This is a genomic window from Fulvivirga sedimenti (assembly GCF_020328055.1).
The window spans coordinates 24,322-43,677 of sequence record NZ_JAIXNE010000008.1 but is presented as its reverse complement, the minus strand read 5'-3'; the positions used below and the strand labels follow the sequence as shown (position 1 = coordinate 43,677).

The 19,356-nt window shown below is 45.1% G+C and carries 15 protein-coding genes and 1 pseudogene; 11 read left to right on the top strand and 5 right to left on the bottom strand.

Annotated features, from left to right (window positions below):
• Window positions 1–54 precede the first annotated feature (54 nt).
• Window positions 55–429: a hypothetical protein gene (locus LDX50_RS29290; protein WP_225699864.1), complete on the bottom strand. Its 375-nt coding sequence runs from the start codon at window positions 427–429 to the stop codon at window positions 55–57.
• Complete coding sequence (locus LDX50_RS29285; protein ID WP_225699863.1) at window positions 429–2,564, bottom strand: FG-GAP-like repeat-containing protein; 2,136 nt, start codon at window positions 2,562–2,564, stop codon at window positions 429–431. Before LDX50_RS29285 ends, LDX50_RS29290 begins: the two co-directional genes overlap by 1 nt.
• An 82-nt stretch (window positions 2,565–2,646) precedes the next feature.
• Between LDX50_RS29285 and LDX50_RS29280 the strand changes: the two genes are divergently transcribed.
• Window positions 2,647–3,927 (top strand): UDP-N-acetylmuramoyl-tripeptide--D-alanyl-D-alanine ligase, encoded by a 1,281-nt coding sequence (locus LDX50_RS29280; RefSeq protein WP_225699862.1) that lies wholly within the window; start codon window positions 2,647–2,649, stop codon window positions 3,925–3,927.
• Here LDX50_RS29280 and LDX50_RS29275 read toward each other — a convergent pair whose 3' ends face one another.
• From LDX50_RS29275 to LDX50_RS29265, 3 genes are read right to left on the bottom strand one after another with little or no spacing between them, the layout of a single operon-like run.
• Window positions 3,928–4,806, bottom strand: coding sequence for a YicC/YloC family endoribonuclease (locus tag LDX50_RS29275; RefSeq protein WP_225699861.1), 879 nt, complete (start codon window positions 4,804–4,806; stop codon window positions 3,928–3,930).
• Between the two features lie 13 nt (window positions 4,807–4,819).
• Window positions 4,820–8,062 (bottom strand): TolB-like translocation protein, encoded by a 3,243-nt coding sequence (locus LDX50_RS29270; RefSeq protein ID WP_225699860.1) that lies wholly within the window; start codon window positions 8,060–8,062, stop codon window positions 4,820–4,822.
• Between the two features lie 19 nt (window positions 8,063–8,081).
• Window positions 8,082–9,212 (bottom strand): NAD(P)/FAD-dependent oxidoreductase, encoded by a 1,131-nt coding sequence (locus LDX50_RS29265; RefSeq protein ID WP_225699859.1) that lies wholly within the window; start codon window positions 9,210–9,212, stop codon window positions 8,082–8,084.
• Between LDX50_RS29265 and LDX50_RS29260 the strand changes: the two genes are divergently transcribed.
• From LDX50_RS29260 to LDX50_RS29215, 10 genes and pseudogenes are all read left to right on the top strand, one after another.
• Window positions 9,204–9,851, top strand: coding sequence for an MBL fold metallo-hydrolase (locus tag LDX50_RS29260; protein ID WP_225699858.1), 648 nt, complete (start codon window positions 9,204–9,206; stop codon window positions 9,849–9,851). The genes LDX50_RS29265 and LDX50_RS29260 overlap by 9 nt on opposite strands.
• A 1-nt stretch (window position 9,852) precedes the next feature.
• Window positions 9,853–10,560: a CDP-diacylglycerol--serine O-phosphatidyltransferase gene (pssA, locus tag LDX50_RS29255; RefSeq protein WP_225699857.1), complete on the top strand. Its 708-nt coding sequence runs from the start codon at window positions 9,853–9,855 to the stop codon at window positions 10,558–10,560.
• Between the two features lie 38 nt (window positions 10,561–10,598).
• Window positions 10,599–13,967 carry a type IX secretion system sortase PorU gene (gene porU / locus LDX50_RS29250; RefSeq protein WP_225699856.1) on the top strand — a complete coding sequence of 1,123 codons (3,369 nt, stop codon included), beginning with the start codon at window positions 10,599–10,601 and terminating at the stop codon, window positions 13,965–13,967.
• A gap of 32 nt (window positions 13,968–13,999) precedes the next feature.
• Window positions 14,000–15,163 (top strand): type IX secretion system outer membrane channel protein PorV, encoded by a 1,164-nt coding sequence (gene porV / locus LDX50_RS29245; RefSeq protein ID WP_225699855.1) that lies wholly within the window; start codon window positions 14,000–14,002, stop codon window positions 15,161–15,163.
• Between the two features lies 1 nt (window position 15,164).
• Window positions 15,165–16,421, top strand: coding sequence for a M16 family metallopeptidase (locus LDX50_RS29240; RefSeq protein ID WP_225699854.1), 1,257 nt, complete (start codon window positions 15,165–15,167; stop codon window positions 16,419–16,421).
• A 100-nt stretch (window positions 16,422–16,521) separates the two neighbouring features.
• Window positions 16,522–16,761 (top strand): 50S ribosomal protein L28, encoded by a 240-nt coding sequence (gene rpmB, locus LDX50_RS29235; RefSeq protein ID WP_225699853.1) that lies wholly within the window; start codon window positions 16,522–16,524, stop codon window positions 16,759–16,761.
• A gap of 27 nt (window positions 16,762–16,788) precedes the next feature.
• Window positions 16,789–16,971 (top strand): 50S ribosomal protein L33, encoded by a 183-nt coding sequence (rpmG, locus tag LDX50_RS29230; protein WP_225699852.1) that lies wholly within the window; start codon window positions 16,789–16,791, stop codon window positions 16,969–16,971.
• A 2-nt stretch (window positions 16,972–16,973) separates the two neighbouring features.
• Window positions 16,974–17,129 carry a DUF4295 domain-containing protein gene (locus tag LDX50_RS29225; protein ID WP_225699851.1) on the top strand — a complete coding sequence of 52 codons (156 nt, stop codon included), beginning with the start codon at window positions 16,974–16,976 and terminating at the stop codon, window positions 17,127–17,129.
• Between the two features lie 225 nt (window positions 17,130–17,354).
• Window positions 17,355–18,182, top strand: a pseudogene (ftsY, locus tag LDX50_RS29220) (signal recognition particle-docking protein FtsY); the annotation flags it as partial.
• A gap of 18 nt (window positions 18,183–18,200) precedes the next feature.
• Window positions 18,201–19,334, top strand: coding sequence for a helix-turn-helix domain-containing protein (locus tag LDX50_RS29215; protein ID WP_225699849.1), 1,134 nt, complete (start codon window positions 18,201–18,203; stop codon window positions 19,332–19,334).
• The last annotated feature ends 22 nt before the right edge of the window (window positions 19,335–19,356 follow it).

The window sequence follows — 19,356 nt, the reverse complement described above, 5'->3', positions numbered from 1 at the left end:
TTAGTTTTTCATGAAAATACAAAATGGGTTGATAACTGAGTATCAAATTTTTAACTAATCTGTTAAAAATGATAATATGAAAGAGCCGGCGGAAGGTAAATCCAGAACATGACCGGAATTTTTCAAACGGAATTTTTCCAGATTATCTGAATACTCACTCTGATACCAAAGCACATTTTGGCCTCCCCTGGTTAACGCCTTAAAAACAGGAAAGAGTTTTTCAACAGGTGCCTCCTGATTTCTGATATCAATCAGAACACCGCACTTTTCAGCTTCGTGAATTGCACGCGAAGCAATATCTATTACTTCTTTTCCACTTTGATTATCGATATCGGTGATAATGAATCTATCCGACCGCATTTGCTGAACAAACTCCGGTGGCAATTCCAGATTATTTGATGAAATACGGATATACAGCAACAAGCGCATTACCGCGTAATTACAAATTGTCTTGTAACTGTACCTCCATCCTGAAAAGAGGCCTTCAGAAAATAAATACCGGCGGCAAAACGACTTACCGGAATTTCATAATTTGTATTAGCCGGCACATCATTGAAACGGCCCAGGACACGTCCTATACCATCGATGATCTGCAGCTCCGAACGTACGGAAGACCTGACAGTAATTCTGCTGCCCTGAACAACGGGATTTGGAAATATCACAAAAGACCGCTCCCCGGGAGGGTTAACCACGGAGGATTCCGCTTTATAAACCTGAAGTCCTCCCGCACCCGACCCAAGTACCAGTTGATCCGCGTTGAGATTGAGCAGATTTACGAAGACCGGGGCCAGGTTTCTGCCGGCAAACATCTGGTTATCCTCAACTGAGAACAGACGCATCTCTTCCCACAGATTTTGCACATCCGATTCCGGCAACCATGCAAGTCCGCCACGGCTATCCACGCGAACAAGATCGGCTGTGCCATCCTGGTCCACATCCTGCTTTACGAGAAATGTAGCGCCGCGGAAATTATCATTGCCTAAACCAAATACATCTGACTCCGCGAACGAAAAGCTGATCAGACCATCTGCCAGCCTACCTGTATATAATTCTACACGGCCCGTAACACGACCAGCCAGTAAGTCCCGGATGCCATCTCCATTCACATCCTCAATAGAAACCACATCCTGATCACCCAGTTCTGTGAATACGACTATTGGATTTCCGGGAAAAGGATTGGCTGTATTGCCGCTTCCAGGAATTACATAGAGCCGGTTCCCGAGTCCGGCATTTCTTGCCAGAAAACAAAAATCAAGGTGTGAATCGCCCGTCACTTCACGAAAGAATGGCCGAATATTAAAGAGTTGAAGGGATCCAAGTTGCAGGAAATCATCATTGCTTTTTTGAAAAGACGGCTGGACTGATGTCCCGATATTTTCATAAAGTTTTACACTTCCAACCGGTTCAGGATTGTCCCCGTCAGAATAATTCCCAACGAACATATCCAGGTCTCCGTCGCCGTCATAATCGATAAACGCGGGATGAGACATGGATCCGATATCAACCATCTGATCCAGAATAAAACGATCTCCTGAGGGAGTAAGTACAGGGTTATCGGTACTACCCGAATTTAAGAACAGGTTCACACGCTCCAGGCGATTTTCCTGCGCTGATGGCCAGTTAGTGGCAACCACCAAATCCCTGGTTCCATCACCTGAAAAATCTTCGTAATAAGCTGCAGGGAAAAACGGACCATTTTCTTCCAACGGATTCTGCAGCAACGTGGAAAATAAAGCGTCGCTGCTTGTGCCGTCATTCCGAAGGAAAAAGAGCTCATCACAGGTTTCCTCACTTACACTCACATCGCGGTCACCGTCGCCATCCATATCAATTGTCAGCAGCGTCTTGCCTCCCTCATGGGCAGGCCGACCCCCGGGTATCGGACAGTCCTCATTATTAAAAGCGAAAGTGCCGCAGATACACTCACGAAATTCGCCCCAGGCACTGGTAACCCGCTCGAACTGCATTGAATCAATCAAACCGGTACGCTCTACGGCAAAATTCCGGTGCCACTCCACTGTAGACCCTCCTGCGAACCGGAATACCAGGATATCAAGATCACCATCCGAGTCGATATCATCAATGGCCGGAATATCGGTAGCATTCAATTGTAAATTGATAATACTATTAAATCCCTTTGTTAGCAAGGGAGATGGGGCTGGCGACTTATCATTATACCTGCGCCATTTCAGACCTTCATCGGCATTGCCAACATTCACGTATACTTCCATTCCGAGAGAAGTACTCGTAAAAATATCCTTCTTACCGTCGCCATTGAAATCCCGCAAAAGGACCCAGTTGTCAAGCGATTGTGGAAATTGGGAAACATATTGCGGCGCATACATGAATTGGTCACCTTGCCGGACAAATGGAAGGACTCGATCAGAATAACGATCAAATAGGATGAGGTCCTCAACACCGTCAAAGTTTAAATCACCCATACTGAACTGAGGCGCAGTTAATCCGCCGGACCATGGATTTTTTAGCGTCGATCCCATTTCCGAGACAGGGATATCCGGAACAGACAGATAATTCTGACCATGGAGCACTCCCGCCTGGCACATCAAAAAGATTATCAGAAAAAAAGATACCCTCCGCACAGTCAAAATTTAAAATTTTTATCTTCGTAACTATAAATATACGTGTATGATCGAAAAACTGTACACTAATTACCTGCAATACCGGGGGGTTTCCACCGATACACGAAAGATTAGTGAAGGGGATATATTCTTCGCATTGAAAGGTCCGAATTTTAATGCCAACGCATTTGCGGAGGACGCCTTGAATAAAGGCGCATCGCTTGCTGTGATTGATGATGAGGCCTATGCCCAGGATGAGCGATACGTGGTGGTCGAGGATACGTTAAGCACGTTGCAGCAACTGGCTACGCATCACCGTAAACAGTTAACGATCCCAGTAATTGGTCTTACCGGCTCGAACGGAAAGACAACAACGAAAGAGCTGATTGATGCTGTTCTAAGTAAAAAATACCGCACACTGGCGACCCGCGGAAATCTGAACAACCACATCGGTGTGCCACTTACAATACTATCGATCAAACCAGAGCACGAGATAGCCATTATAGAAATGGGTGCCAATCACCAGGGTGAGATTGCACGCTTATGTGAGATTGCTTTACCGGATCATGGGCTGATCACCAACATTGGCAAAGCACATATTGAAGGGTTTGGGGGCTTTGAAGGTGTCATAAAAGGAAAGAGCGAGCTTTATCAGCATCTTATTAATTATGACGGCGTTGTATGGATAAATTCAAATAATCCTATTCTATCGAATATGGCAAAACGCTTTAAAACGCCTTTGTTCTATCCAAATCCGGGGGACTTCTATCATTGCGAGTTCATTGAAGCCAATCCGCATATTGTTTTGAAGGCAGAGTCTGGGAACACTGTACACACTCAACTTATCGGATCCTACAATTTTGAGAATATGGCAGTTGCCTTGTGCATCGGAAAATATTTTAATGTTCCGGCCCGCGACGCAGAATCAGCCATTGCCTCCTATAACCCGGTCAACAACCGGTCGCAGGTAATTTCCAAAGAAGACTTTACCATCATCATGGATGCCTATAATGCAAACCCTTCATCCATGAAATCGGCCCTTGAAAATCTGCTTTCAATGAAAGGAAAGAAAAAGGCGGTCATTCTGGGTGATATGAAGGAACTGGGTGTTACAAGTGAGGAGGAACACCGGAATATTGGCAAATGGTTGAAAACCTCAGGGATCGACACCATATATCTTTATGGAAACGACATGGCCTATGCTGCTGAGGAGTGTGGCGCAGCTAAGCATTTCAATGAAAAATCTGCCTTGAAATTAGCTCTGCATGACGAAGATTTCACAGATTATCTGATCCTGCTGAAGGGCTCGCGTAGCATGGGACTGGAAGAAGTGCTTGAAGATTTATAACTAAACGATATTCAGGACCTGTTCCTTAATTTTTTCCAGTTCTTCTTTCATGGCAACCACATGTTTCTGAATCGAGGCATCATTAGCCTTGGAACCGATCGTATTTATCTCACGCCCCATCTCCTGTGAAATGAACCCCAGTTTTTTGCCACTGTTTTCATTACTTTCAAGAGTCTCCAGGAAGAAATCTATGTGACTGAAAAGGCGTACTTTTTCCTCTGTGATGTCAAGTTTTTCGATGTAGTAAACCAACTCCTGTTCGAGACGATTTTCATCCAGACCTTCTTCTTCCACCAGCCGGGAAATATTATTTTTAATTCGTGTTCCAATCCTTTCTATGCGATCCGGATCAATCGCGGCAAGTGCCTCAAGATTCTGCTTTATCACAAGACCATACTGGCGAAGTTCATCCCTCAGCCGGTTCCCTTCTTCCTTCCTGAATGAATCACACTGGTCGATGGCCCTGTCTACCGCACCCAGGATCAGGTTAAGTTGCGCCTCTGAAAAAGGATGTTCTTCCTGATTAATAATGACATCTGGCGATTCGAGCGCCAGACGAAAAAGATCATCACCCCTGTCTCCCACGAGCTCAGCCAATTCACGAAGCTTATTATAATATTTCTTGAACAGGGTGGCATTATATCCCTGGCTGGGTTCAGGATCCTCCTCCTGAACGATGTCAATATTCAACATCACCTTGCCACGAACGAGCCGGTCGGAAACCAGCCTTTTGATTGTGGCTTCCTGATCATACAGTTCGTGCGGCATGCGCACATTCAGATCGAGGAATTTCGAATTGAGTGTTTTCAATTCTACATGAACTGCCAGACCTTCACCATGCTGGTGAACAGATCCGTAACCAGTCATCGACTTAAGCATATTGTTCTGTTAATTAAAAATCAAAACCCAAAGTGGCCATGAACTGCGGACTTCCGGTGACGTAGTCTTCCACGGGCCATGCAAGGTCAAATTTAACATAATAACCCAGCATTGTGGTACGCAGTCCGAATCCATAACTGTATAACCAGGGATTTCTGAAATTTTTGAGTTCGATCACAAAATTACTTTGATCCCTTGAAATCGGGTCATTGGGAATTACAACTGTAGATATGGTATTGTCGCTGTTGAAAGGAGAAACACCCGTCCAGGCAGATCCAATATCAAAAAATCCTATGAACTGCAGATTCTTGAAGAAATTTGAAGCGATGGGTCCGTTCTGAATGGTCCTGATCAATGGTATTCTCAGCTCTGCATTAAATAAAAGTGTATTTTCTCCAACCAGCGTGGCATAATCAAATCCGCGCAGGTTTGTTGCATATTCCACGAATAGGAGATCACTGTTGTTTCGTTCAATCCGGGGATCCAGCGGATTGTTGGTTCCCGAAGTGTTCTCATCATTGAACATCCAGTTATCCATTCCGCCGAGCAGATATTGCTTGGGACTGTTTCCAAAGAAAGAGCCGTAGTACACACGGGTCGCCAATATAATGTACTTGTAGATTTTCTGGTAATGGCGGATATCAACTGCCAGGTTACTGAAACTCAAATTCCCGTCTGATATGCCACCGTAGTTGGTGAGTGATATTTTTGCGCGGGTACCCTCGATAAGATTCATGCCATTGACAGACGAGTTATCGAAAATAAATTCAGAGGTAACACCTGCATAATGATCAACCACTGAAGGATCAAACTCCGGCGGAGTACTGGGTATTGCTTCGAGATCGTCAAACCGGGTGAACATGTAAAATGGCTTGACCGAAACGCGTGCACGCGGACTGATCGGGTATGATGCCCCGAAGTTCAGTGTATTTTTCGAATACTTATGGAGATTCGCTCCGCGATCCCATAAAATCACATTGCGTTCAAACCCAACATTGAAATCGAGCAGGTATTTCAGATAATTATATTCACCGAAAATATCGCCGCTGCGCAAATCTGTCGTAATCATAACCCCTCCTGAAAATTTATGATCCTCCAGCATATCGGTCATTTCCGTTTGCAAAAGCACTCCAAATCCTCTCAACGGATCTATTACAAAAGAAGTAACCAGGGTTTCGGCACTGAATCGGGTTTCATAGGGAAACGGTCCGGAAATGGTCTTCTCACCTCTTGATTTCCGGTATTGGGCCAGAAAACTGTCGGCAGTGCTCTGCTCCTGCGGCCGCGGAGGAGCTACCTCCTCATCAAACGTATAATCATCGGTATTAATAATATCATCATCCTTATTCTCAGGCTCAATTTTTGGCTGCTGTTGCGCTGTGTCAACAGGGACAGGTGCTTTTTCCGCCATTTTTCTGCGGACAATTTCCTCAATCGTAACGCCCTGGTTTACCTGCTTCTGTCTTCGTTCCTGAAGTTCCCGCGCCTGTTTGATTTGTTGCCGTGAGGTTTGCGGCGTAAAGGTCTGATTGTTCGGATTAAATCGATCCACGAAGAACACCTGGTCTTCCCCTTCACTCCGGATGGTTAAACCCAGTGCTCCGGTTTCACGATTGTAGTCGTAACTGCCTATACTGCTCGAAAAATTAGATACCTGCGTGTAAATACCCGTGGTTAAATTATAATTGAAAATATTCACGATCCCTTTCTGATCACTCAGATATAGAATCTGATCATCGTCTACCGCTCGCGGCATAAAATCCTTGCTGATGGTATTTGTTATCCTGCCCACTACGGTTTGTGTGGTATCGAGATTATAGGAAAACAAATTGTAATTCTTGCCTACCTCGGAAAGCCCTGCCTCCACTGAAAGAGTGTCTGAAGTGCGGTTTGAAGAAAATACAATCGTATTTGAATTCGGCATGAAGACCGGCGTAATATCATCAAAAATATCGTTGGTAAGACGTTTGGTGCGGTCGCGCAATGTACTTAAAAGAAAAAGATCGTTCTGTCCGTCTACGATTGCACTCACCGCCAGCAGCCTTCCATTGGAAGAAAAGCTAAAATCCCTGACCTGTTCAAACCGATCCAGGTACCTGGGTAATTTTGAATCAGACACAACATCATAGAGGGTAAAGGTCATACGGCCTCTTTTGCTGTGAATAATGCCAAGCCGTGTGGTATCAGCCCAGTCGAGCAACGGCAGATTAGTTCCATACGGCTGTTCTATCACCTTGTAACCGCCTGTCAGGACCGTTTTTTCACGTCCGGAAGAAATCGTCCTGAGGATCACCTCGAATTTACCATGATTGTTGAGGGTATAGGCCAGTTGCCGGCCATCAGGGGAGATGGAAACACTATTTAGTTTACGGTCTTTTTTTGTATTCGTGAATTGGGCATCCTCCGGCGGAGCCACGTAATGCTGATCAATCTGTTCGGATACATTGGTGTAGAACATAAGCCATTCCTGCATCAGCTGATCGAACGATATGCCAAGTGTTATGGTGACACTTTTCTCTTCATTTCTGATAATCCTTGTATAGTTAAGAATATTCGCGATGGCTGATTTTCCGTATCGCTCGGCGATGAAGTTCCACACGCTCTGGCCTGCAAGAATAGCCTCATCACCTGAGAGGCGACTTAGCTTTTTAGGGCGGCGGGTTTTTATCAGTTCACGAACATAATCATCCATCTCAATGCTCCATCCTTTTGCCGCATAGAGGGAAGCTCCTTCAATGAACCAATCCGGAAGATTAAGCAGAACGGCACTTTGGAACATATCCTTCAAATTGCCGCCATACATCATTTCATTCACAATAGCTTCAGAAACCTTGTAAAGCAATTCTTCCTTTAGTTCCGCCATTGATCCCGGGTGGGCTACCTCGATATAGGATTTTACAAATTTTGTTTCACCACCGGCAGACAACCCATTATTATTCAACCCTACATTGCTCTGCTGGATGTCATCCATGGAATTGTAAAGGAAAACGCGCGTTTTTGCATAGGGCGGATATCCGATGAGATCGGTGATACGCTCAAATTCAGATTCCAGGAAAGCATTTACCTCCCGCGCAATATCCTCCCCTCCCTGGTAGAAATAGACATCAAAATTCTCGGATTCCAGGTATCGCCAGTCGAATTGCTCATACTGCAGCCTGTTCTTGCCAAACGTCTCCAATGCCCGCTGCCCAAATACTCCGTTTGTTGCGGAGAAACAAGTAAAAAGGAGCAAGCCTAAAATTCCAATTTTCTTCATTCGCTTCTTTACAAGGATTCTAATATAACGAAAAATAGCGATTTATATTGACCTCTTTTATCAGTTCCGAAGAACCTTCAAGGTGATTTGTCAGCTGGCCTGCAAAATACGGTGCGAGCGACACTCCCTTAGTACCTAACCCATTAAATATGCATATGGTTTCATGGTTTGGGTGATCCCCGATGATTGGCCGCCTGTCTGCAGTTGCAGGACGCACGCCGGCATAATGATTCACAACGGTATAGGGAATGTTTACAAGCCCCTTCAGCTGGGCTTCGATTTTGCCTCTTCCTTCCCTGGTGGGCTCCCAGGACAGATCATGGTTATCGTAGGTGCTACCTACCCGAAATCGTTTCCCTCCCAGGGGCAGAATGAAAATTCCGCGATTGAATATTTCATTGGAGGAAGCTTCCATCTCGATCTCCAGGATCTCTCCTTTAACCGGCCGAAACGGCAACCAGGAAAAAAACGGATTCTGTCCGGCTGTTGTCCCATCGCAAAATATTATTTTTTTAGCATTGATTTCTTCGTAACGAACGCCGCCGGGATTTATCTGTAAACGACTGATATCGAATTCGCAAGAATAATAATCCAACTCTTTCTGAAACCACTCGCGCATTGCATTCAGATAGGTGGGAATGTCGAGGTATCCCGATTGGGCAAGGACAATGCCGCCAAGGGGATCATTACCCCAGGGGAGTTCTGATTTTGTTCTGATTTTTTGAATGAAATGCTCAAATTCATTTGTGGCACTTTTACCCATCCATTCATTTTGCTCTTCAACAGATAAAAATGGCCTGTAAATCGGAATCTGATGAAGGAATTGACAGCTGCATCGATCTTCCAGCTCATGATAAAACGCTGTGAGGGAAGGAAATAATAAATCGGCCATCCAGGTTTTCACCATTTTCCTTCCTGTTACCGGATTGTAGAGACCGGCTGCTGCACGACTGCTGGAATGTATGTGTTCACTATTATAAATACACACCTTTGCACCTTTTTTGTGCAATTGATACCCAAGTGCGGTGCCAGCCAGCCCTTGTCCGATTATTAAGTAGTCATATCCTCCCAAGATCGTAGCTGTTTTAGCGAGATTTCCTGTATTTTTGGAAATAGTGGTCCGAATAATAAACAGGCAATAATGATACATGTAAAATCCTTTGTTTTCAATCCTTTTATGGAAAACACCTATGTGCTGTCCGACGAAACGGGTGAGGCGGTAGTGGTTGACCCCGGATGCTATGAAGAGTATGAGCAGGAAATGCTGGCTGCATATATTGAACAGGAAGGGCTTAAAGTGATTGATCTGATCAACACCCACGGCCATATCGATCATGTTCTCGGCAATTATTTTATCACCCGCAAATACGGTGTGAAGATGCGCATGCATGAACTTGATGTTCCCGTTCTGAAAGCAGTGGAGTCTTATGCTCCCAGTTATGGATTTAATGAATATCAGCCCATCGAACCGGATTCATTCCTTAACGAGGGAGACCTCATACGTTTTGGAAATACTGAAATGGAAATTATGTTTTTGCCCGGACATGCACCTGGTCATATCGGTTTGTTGAGCAGGGATCAAAAACTCCTGGTTAGCGGAGATGTTCTTTTCCGTGAAAGTGTCGGACGAACAGACCTGCCCGGTGGTGACCACAATACGTTACTGGACAGCATCCGCGAAAAGTTATTCACCCTGGATGATGAAATTGTCGTTTATTGCGGTCATGGCCCTGAAACCACACTCGGTCATGAAAAGCGATATAATCCGTTCTGTGCTATAGAGGTCTGAATTGAGCATCAAAAAACATATTCCTAATTTCCTCACCTGCTGTAATCTCCTTTGCGGGTGCATTGGTATATATTATATTCAACGTGGATCATTCATCGGTGCTGCGTACCTGATCTATGCAGCCCTTATATTTGATTTTCTGGATGGTTTTGTTGCCCGGCTTCTGCATGTCTCCTCACCTATCGGGAAAGAACTTGACAGTCTCGCAGATATGGTGACCTTCGGTGTCTTGCCTTCGTTTATCCTGTTTAAATTAATCGGGGAAACTGAACTGCCATCTTATATTGCTTTTTTTGCATTTCTTATTGCCATTTTCTCTGCGTTGCGGTTGGCTAAATTCAACATTGATGACCGCCAGCAGACAGATTTTATTGGCTTACCAACACCGGCCAATGCACTCTTTATTTCATCGCTGTTCTTTCTTAAGGGTACCACGCTGGAAGTACTCACGCATGCCTGGGTGCTGGTAGCTATTGCATTCATTTTCTCCTTTTTGCTGGTATCACCCTTGCGCATGTTCAGTCTGAAAGTGAAATCCGGCGGGTGGAAAGGAAATGAAATGCGTATCATTTTCCTTTTAATAAGTATATTGTGTCTGATATTTTTTAAGCAGGCTGGCATTCCACTGATCATATTTGCATACCTGCTGTTATCACTGATCTCTCAAAGAAATCATCGGGGCAATGAAGCGGGCTCCGAAACGTTTTAAGAGGTTGAGGTGTTTGATTATCGCTGATCAATTTTTAAATGAAGACCCGTTCGCGCTATATTTTATTTCTACTGCTGATTTTACTGGCATCATCCCTGTATGCGCAGGAAAACCCGCTTACCTCAGGCATATGGGCCAAATTTTCCATTCCCACAGACGGGATGTACCGGATTACGGCGAGTGAACTTGAAAATGCGGGCCTAAGTGGTATTTCGGAAAATCAGATCCGTGTGCTCTCAATGCCGGGCGGACCGCTGCCCCAGATTAACAGTGCCTCAGGACCCGCCCTGCTGCAGGATCTGTCCGTAACCGTCTATGATGATGGCGACGGCATTATGAATGGCAGTGATTACATTATTTTCTTTGCTGAAGGTCCTGACATCCTGCGCCTTTCCAATACAGGCGCCAATTATTCATACAACCCGTATGCCCGGTTGAATTATATTTTTGTGGGCTCCGACGGAAATCCCAATACACGTATCACCGGGCGTGTACCTGTAAATACAGAAGGCCCCGTTATCGACAGGTACGTTTCACTCAAGGCCCACGAAATTACTGAAAACAACCTGCTGTCTTCCGGCAGAAACTGGTATGGAGAACGATTTGACGCGATCACGACACGCAACTTTTCAATGGAATTTCCCGGCGCTGTTCCCGGAGGTTCTGCCCGTCTTACCAGCAAGGTAATGGCTCAAAGTTTTGGGACCTGCCAGTTTGATATACAGGTAAATGGGACTGCTGCAGGCCAACAGGTGATCGATCCGGTTCCGGATTATCTGGACCCACCCAGTAATAATCCTTTTCGCTATGCGGTTAAAGGCAGGGAACGGCTGGCTGTTTTTCCTGTGAATTCAGGTAATGAAAATGTTGAGGTTTCCTATACCTTTCAAAAAGCCGCGGGTGTACGCTCTGTGGGATATCTTGATTATTTCCTGCTGGAGGTTGAGTGCGAACGCATTTCACAAATGCAGGGCACCATAATTCAAAGTGCTGATTTCCTTGAGGAGATTGATTACACGGTCTCCCTTTCAAGCGCTGTGCCACTGGAAATTTGGGATATATCAAACGGAATGCTGCCCGTCGCGATTGAAGACCTGGAGTTTGACGGCAGTACTATCCGATTCAATGATCGGGGCACCCCGGATAAACGATATGTCGCATTCAACCCGGATATGCTGCCCGTTCCAGCGTTTTACGGGCCGGTTTCCACCTCAGAGATCCAATTTTCCAATGTGGATTTGCTGATCATTACCCATCCCGATTTTAAATCAGCAGCAGACCGCCTTGCCGGCTTCCGGATGCAACATGACGGCCTGAATGTTGAAGTACTTGAGACTGACGATATTTACAATGTTTTTGCCAGCGGGCGGGAAGACCCATCTGCCATCCGGAACCTCGCCAGGCGACATTATGAGGACGGCGATCTTAAATATCTGCTTCTTTTTGGAAAAGGCTCATTTGACTACTTAGGTGTCCTCCCTTTCAAATCGAATTTTGTGCCTGTCTACCAGTCAAGGAATTCACTTGATCCGCTTGATACCTATGCATCCGACGATTATTTCGGTTTCCTGGAAGAAGGCGAAGGAGAGTGGCGTGAGGAGCTTGGAGGAAATCACACGCTGGAAATAGGTATTGGCCGAATACCCGTTATCAGCCCCGAAGAGGCGCAAATTGTTGTTGACAAATTGATCGCTTACAATACCGAACGACGGGGGTTGGGAAACTGGCGGACCCGATTACTTTTTGTTGCAGATGATGCTGATTTCAATCTTCATCACCGCCAGGCAGATGACCTGGCCAAGCTTGTAATCGAAAAGGATTCTTCATTTCAGGACAAGCGACTGTTCCTTGGTTCATTCAAGCAGGTGCCATCCGGCGGAGGAGAGACTTCCCCCGATGCTTCCGCGGCACTGGAACGGGAAATCAGGGCCGGAGCACTTATTGTAAACTATACCGGTCATGGCAATGAAACCAGCTGGACGCAGGAACAAATCCTGACGAGTTCAATGATCCGTAACTGGCGCAACAGGGATCGTCTTCCACTATTCGTCACGGCAACATGCGAATTCGGAAGGTACGATGATCCCCGGATCATATCGGGTGGTGAAATTATTCTGAAGGAGCAATCCGGGGGCGGAATAGGCATTCTCAGTACCTGCAGGCCTGTTTTTTCGTCTTCAAATTTTAATCTGAATGAAGCCTTCTACAACGCCCTTTTTGCAGAAGAGGGCTTTGGACGGCTGGGTGACGTAATGAGGGTGACCAAAAACGAGAGTGTCGATCTGGCAACAGATTCTAAAAAGGTGGGCAACCGTAATTTCACGTTGCTGGGAGACCCTTCTATGAAACTGGCGTTTCCTGAAAATGAGGTGCATATTACTTCTGTTCTGGAAAATGGCATTCCTTCCGATTCAATTCGGTCGGGCTCCCTGGTTTCGTTGCGTGGGGAAATCAGGAATGCACCGCAATTTAATGGAACAATAGACATCCGGCTTCGTGATAAAGCTGTCGAAACAGCCACGATTGCTAACCCTGTATACAGTTATTCTGAACGACTGAACACCCTGTTCAGCGGATCGGCATCGGTGGTTAATGGCCAGTTTGAAATTGAATTTATAGTACCAAGAAATATTTCAAACAAGGAGGGAACCGGTCAGATCTATATGTACGCATATTCATCCGATGAACTGACAGATGCAGCCGGCGGTGAAGCTGATGTCTTTATCGGAGGGAGTGTTTCCAATAACGGGGATCTGCAAGGTCCGGAAATTGAGATCTATTTTGGAGACAGTACCAATTTGAGCAGGAAGGATGTGAATCATAACACCCTGGTGTACGTCAGGCTCCGGGATAATTCGGGGATAAATACGACAGGATTCGGTGTTGGAAATGATATTCAGGCAATATTGGATGGCTCAGGAAAAATTGTTCTGAATGAATTTTACCATGCTTCTAAAAATACATATCAGTCGGGCTGGGTAATCTTTCCACTCGATGATCTGAGTGAGGGCCTGCATTCACTTACCTTTAAGGCCTGGGATGTATTCAATAATCCGGGAGAAGTTACTGTCCAGTTTGAAGTAGCCAATCCGGGTACGTTGATCATTAAGGAACTAGGCAATTATCCCAACCCGGTACAAACAGAAACGACATTCCGCTTCGGTCACAACAGGGCTGGAGAAGACCTGGATATATGGATTACACTGATTGATCGAAATGGACAAATTATCAGCGAAAGCTATTATTTGGAGCAAAATAGCGGGGCAAACGTACAGTTGCCTTTATGGACTGTGCCGGCAAATCGAAAAAATCTTCCGTCCGGTTTATACTTATATGGCATCAGGGTACGTTCTAGACTGGATGGAGCAACGGATCTCAAGTATCAAAAATTACTGCTCATTAATTAAAAATAGCTATCTTTACACGCTAATTATAAGATATGAATAAACACATCCTATCTGTAACCTTCACCTTAATCTGTTTGGTCACACTGTTTCCCAATAGCAGTAAGGCACAAGGTATAATCGGCCAGGATTCAACCTTTCGCGTAATTACGACGGCGGTACCCTTTCTGATGATCACTCCTGATGCACGCGCAGGCGGAATGGGAGATGTTGGCGGCGCAACTTCACCCGACGCCAATTCAGTTCACTGGAATCCTGCCAAACTTGTGTTCGTAGAACAGCAAAAAGGCTTTGCTATTTCCTACACCCCCTGGTTAGGTAAAGTGATCAACGACATGTGGATCGGTTATTTATCGGGTTATTATAAGATTACCAAAGAGCAGGCGGTCGCTGTATCCATGCGCTATTTCGACCTCGGTGAAATCTTTTTCACCGGAGAAGATCAGGGAAATCCCGTTGAACTCGGACAGTTTAATCCGCGTGAACTGGCCCTCGATGTCACATATTCCAGAATGCTAAGCCAGAACCTCAGCCTCGGGGTATCTGCCCGATATATTCATTCCAACCTTACCGGAAGTTTCACTACCGGAGGCGAGGACTCACGAAGTGTGCACAGCGTTGCCGCTGATGTTGCCGTTTACTACACGAAGGATTTAAATGGGACGAATTCGAATCTGTCCCTGGGCGCTGCCATTACGAACATCGGTCCTAAGATCAGTTACTCGAATGAGGAGAACAAGGATTTTATCCCCACAAACCTGCGTTTAGCTTCAGCGTTCAAGACCAACCTGGATCCGTATAACACACTTACATTCGGTCTCGATCTCAATAAGCTGATGGTACCCAGTCCTCAATTTGACGGTTCAGACCAGGATAAATCCCTGATCGGGGGCATGTTTGGTTCATTTGCAGATGCAGAGGGTGGATTCAAGGAGGAAATGCAGGAGATCACATTGTCGCTTGGAGCAGAATACTGGTACAATGATACTTTTTCAGGCCGTATAGGATATTTCTATGAATCGGATGCAAAAGGTGGTCGTCAATACCTGACAATGGGTCTGGGCTTCAGATACCAGGTTTTTGGAATTGATTTTGCGTACCTGGTACCAAAGGACCAGGAACATCCACTGGCGGAGACCCTCAGATTTACGTTATTGTTTAACTTCGATGAAAAAGCCGAAGAATCTGTAACAGACTAATATGCTTGACAGGACACGGCCGCCGGCCTATTCGCAGACATTTGAGCTGCATATTCCCCGGGCCAAATCAGAATTAAGAAATCAGACCAATTTTCATGCAATAGCAGCCGGGAAACAACCTGTTTCACGAATAGAAATAATTTTCCCGAAAGGGGGCAGCTATTACGACTCACTGCCGGGGCTTGCATACCTGACCAATAAAATGCTCACCTATGGTACCCCGTCAAGAAATCACCATGACATTGTGGAATCATTTGACCGCTATGGGGCATTCGTAAAACTGAATCCTTCTTTCGATGATCCTTCACTGGAGCTTTACTGCCTGAATAAAAATGCCGGCGATGTGATCCCGGTTCTGGCTGATATCATCAGGCATTCCATTTTTCCGGATGAAGATTTTGCGCTGGTACAGAAGATCAGTGCCGAACAAATCAGAATTCAGAATTCAAGGAACAGCGTTCTCGCCTCAAAATTATTCCGAAGCACCCTCTTCGGGGAAGGTCATCCTTACGGACAGGTTATGAAGCCCGAAGACCTGGATATGCTGGATGCCCGGCAACTGAGAGCATTTTTTATGGAACAGTGTCGTGAATACGAGATCATAGTAACCGGAGATGCTGATGAATCACTTACCCGCCTTCTGGGGGATCAGCTGGCTTTCAGCAAACCTATAAAAGATGATAGACTCCATGACATCCCAGAGCCAAAAGCAACGTCTGTCTATCAGGAAAAAGAAAACAGTTTGCAGACCTCGCTGCGGATCGGGAAACTTTTACCCCATAAATCGGATCCGGATTATATACCGCTTCGCATATGTCTGCATGCGTTAGGTGGATATTTCGGATCCCGGCTGATGAAAAACATCCGTGAAGAAAAAGGATATACCTATGGCATATATGCCAGCATGGTACCACTACGTTTTGCCAGTTACCTGGTTATTGGCTCGGATGTTCAGAAAGCCAACCGGACCGACGCCATCAATGAGGTAAACAGGGAGATCCGCCTGCTTCAGGATGAACTGTTGCGGGAGGAAGAATTACAGATGGTGCGGAATCATATGCTGGGATCATTTCAGTCGGACCTCTCCTCCCCTTTTGCTCTTTCTGAGAAGTTTAAGGGGGTTTACCTGTTCGGCTTGGATTACAGTTATTATGATCGTTACATTGAAACAATCGAAACAATCACCCCGCAGCATATCAGGGAAATGGCCCAAAAATACCTCGATCCGGAATCAATGACAGAAATATCTGTCGGCTGATGAAATATTAATTTGCATTGCATTTTGATATTTAAAGTTGTTTTTCCGATATTTGCAGACCCAAATTAGAAATGGAATTATATTTTAATTAGATATAGAGATGTCAAGAGTTTGCCAGATTACGGGAAAGAGGCCACAGGTAGGGAACAATGTTTCTCACGCCAATAACAAGACCAAGCGCAAGTTCTACCCGAACCTGCAGAAAAAGCGGTTTTATATTGCCGAAGAAGATCGTTGGGTTACGTTGAAGGTTTCTACTTCAGCAATTCGCACCATCAACAAGAATGGTATCACCGCTGTATTGAAAAAGGCTAAAGCCAACGGAAATATAGTTTTATAAGTTTAGAAAGGCTAAAACGAAGAGATCATGGCTAAGAAAGGAAACAGAGTGCAGGTAATTTTGGAATGCACCGAACATAAAAACAGCGGTATGCCGGGTACTTCACGTTATATCACGACGAAGAACCGTAAGAATACCCCTGACCGTATGGAGATGAAAAAATACAATCCCATACTTAACAAATACACTGTTCACAAAGAAATTAAATAATCATGGCTAAGAAAGTAGTTGCAACCCTGCAAAAGGGAGAAGGTAAGAACTTTGCGAAAGTAATCCGTGCAGTAAAATCTGAAAAGACAGGTGCTTATTCTTTCAAAGAAGAGATGGTGCCCCTTGACCAGGTGAAAGATACGCTGGCCAAAAAATAATTTTACTCTTACATTTAGTAAATAAAAAGTCCCTTTCCGGGACTTTTTTTGTTTAATTTTCTAAGACGCTAAAAGAAAGGAACTATGGCTTTATTTGGAGGTCTTTTTTCAAAAGACAAGAAGGAATCACTGGATAAAGGTCTGGAAAAGAGCAAGGATAGCTTCTTCACTAAACTCGGTAAAGCAGTTGTCGGGAAATCAAAGGTCGATGAAGAGGTCCTCGACGAGCTGGAAGAGATCCTGATCACATCCGATGTGGGTGTGAATACAACCATTAAAATCATCGATCGGATCGAGGAGCGCGTGGCGCGGGACAAATACCTGGGTGTTGAAGAGCTGGACAGAATCCTGAAGGAGGAAATCGCAGGTTTATTGTCGGAAAATAATACGGAGGACCTGAAGGATTTTGGGATTCCGGAAAACAAACGTCCTTATGTGATTATGGTTGTTGGTGTGAATGGCGTAGGAAAGACCACCACAATAGGCAAGCTTGCGGCCCAATACAAAAAAAGTGGATTAAGCGTTGTACTTGGGGCGGCAGACACATTTCGTGCTGCTGCGGTTGATCAGATCATACTCTGGGGAGAACGTGTGGGTGTTCCGGTAGTTTCCAAAGGAATGAACACTGACCCTTCTTCGGTGGCCTTCGACGCGGTGAAACATGCTGTAGACATTAATGCAGATGTGGTTATCATTGATACCGCCGGGCGGCTGCATACAAAGGTCAACCTGATGAATGAGCTTTCAAAGATCAAACGGGTAGTGCAAAAGTTCAATGAAGAGGCTCCTCACGAAGTGCTGCTGGTACTGGACGGGAGTACCGGTCAGAATGCAGTAATCCAGGCTCGTGAATTTACCAAAGCCACCGAAGTAACTGCACTGGCGATCACAAAACTGGACGGTACAGCGAAGGGTGGCGTTGTGATCGGGATTAGTGATGAGTTCAAGATCCCGGTAAAATATATTGGTGTCGGCGAAAAGGTCGATGATCTGCAGGTCTTTAACAAAATGGAATTTGTTGATTCATTCTTCAAACGCACTACGAACGCCTGATCTCACGGGTCTATAGCAATGGCTTTCTCCTTCCTTGATGTCTTAAGCGCGATAACTCTTTTCCTGCTGATTTTTCTGGCAGCAGTACTGATTACAAGTAAAAAAAGCACGACAAGCTCAAGAATCCTGGGAACATTCCTTCTGCTGAATGCACTTAACCTCTCGGGCGGATTGCTGTTCATCTCTGATGTAGTACTTCAACGTCCATGGCTTGCATTCTGGACTAACACTTTACCCCTGCTTTTTGGTCCGCTTCTTTGGATCTATACCAACGATATTCTGTATCGCGATTTTGAATACGACAAGAAGATTATCTGGCACTTTGTTCCCTTCATCATTTCTTTCCTTTTGCTGATCATCGGCTTTCACATTCAGCCCGATGACCGCAAACTTGAAATACTCGAAATGGCCCGGAATTCCGAACGAACGAGTCTGCCGGTCGTAATTACAACCCTTGTGTTTTACGGACATATCATGATTTATCTGGGTTTTTGCTGGCATCAGATTCTGATTTATCGCAAAGAGCTTTACAACCGGTATTCAAGCATGGAGATTTATAATGTCCGTTGGTTGATGGTTCTTCTGGGCCTTTTTGGCTTTGTTATACTGATCGCCCTTATCAACTCCCTCGTAGGTTTTTCTGAACAACCCTATATTTATGAAACGTCGGTAATCGGACTGGTGATCGCTATTCTGTTTTTTGCCTCCTCAACACTTTACCGTGCACTCACATTCCCCCATTTTTTCAAAGGTCTGCCAAGGAAGGCCATCCGGTATGCAGACAGCACCTTCACCCCTGAAGAGATTCGCAATGTGAGGATTTCATTATATGCCGCAATGGATGAAAAGGAGCTTTTCCGCAAAGCACATCTCTCTCTGGATGATCTGGCGAATCACTTGCAAACAACCCCGCGATTACTTTCGCAGGTTTTGAACAATGAACTGGGTATGACATTCTTTGAATATGTAAATAAGAAACGAATAGACCTGGCAACTTCCATGCTTACAGACCCTGCCAAAAAGGATAAGACCATTCTCGAAATAATGTATGACGTGGGATTCAACTCTAAATCCTCCTTCAATACCGCTTTTAAAAGATTCACGCGGGAAACACCCAGCAGCTACCGTGAAAAAATGAGTTCGACTTCATGAATCCGGTCGACAAACACTATTC

What these genes read in the sequence shown, in the direction of transcription:
- LDX50_RS29285 (WP_225699863.1), bottom strand. Translation starts at nt 2,564, where the DNA reads ATGTGCCAGGCGGGAGTGCTCCATGGTCAGAATTATCTGTCTGTTCCG.
- porU (WP_225699856.1), top strand. Translation starts at nt 10,599, where the DNA reads ATGAAGACCCGTTCGCGCTATATTTTATTTCTACTGCTGATTTTACTG.
- LDX50_RS29225 (WP_225699851.1), top strand. Translation starts at nt 16,974, where the DNA reads ATGGCTAAGAAAGTAGTTGCAACCCTGCAAAAGGGAGAAGGTAAGAAC.
- rpmB (WP_225699853.1), top strand. Translation starts at nt 16,522, where the DNA reads ATGTCAAGAGTTTGCCAGATTACGGGAAAGAGGCCACAGGTAGGGAAC.
- LDX50_RS29240 (WP_225699854.1), top strand. Translation starts at nt 15,165, where the DNA reads ATGCTTGACAGGACACGGCCGCCGGCCTATTCGCAGACATTTGAGCTG.
- LDX50_RS29270 (WP_225699860.1), bottom strand. Translation starts at nt 8,062, where the DNA reads ATGAAGAAAATTGGAATTTTAGGCTTGCTCCTTTTTACTTGTTTCTCC.
- LDX50_RS29280 (WP_225699862.1), top strand. Translation starts at nt 2,647, where the DNA reads ATGATCGAAAAACTGTACACTAATTACCTGCAATACCGGGGGGTTTCC.
- porV (WP_225699855.1), top strand. Translation starts at nt 14,000, where the DNA reads ATGAATAAACACATCCTATCTGTAACCTTCACCTTAATCTGTTTGGTC.
- LDX50_RS29260 (WP_225699858.1), top strand. Translation starts at nt 9,204, where the DNA reads ATGATACATGTAAAATCCTTTGTTTTCAATCCTTTTATGGAAAACACC.
- LDX50_RS29275 (WP_225699861.1), bottom strand. Translation starts at nt 4,806, where the DNA reads ATGCTTAAGTCGATGACTGGTTACGGATCTGTTCACCAGCATGGTGAA.
- LDX50_RS29215 (WP_225699849.1), top strand. Translation starts at nt 18,201, where the DNA reads ATGGCTTTCTCCTTCCTTGATGTCTTAAGCGCGATAACTCTTTTCCTG.
- LDX50_RS29265 (WP_225699859.1), bottom strand. Translation starts at nt 9,212, where the DNA reads ATGTATCATTATTGCCTGTTTATTATTCGGACCACTATTTCCAAAAAT.
- rpmG (WP_225699852.1), top strand. Translation starts at nt 16,789, where the DNA reads ATGGCTAAGAAAGGAAACAGAGTGCAGGTAATTTTGGAATGCACCGAA.
- LDX50_RS29290 (WP_225699864.1), bottom strand. Translation starts at nt 429, where the DNA reads ATGCGCTTGTTGCTGTATATCCGTATTTCATCAAATAATCTGGAATTG.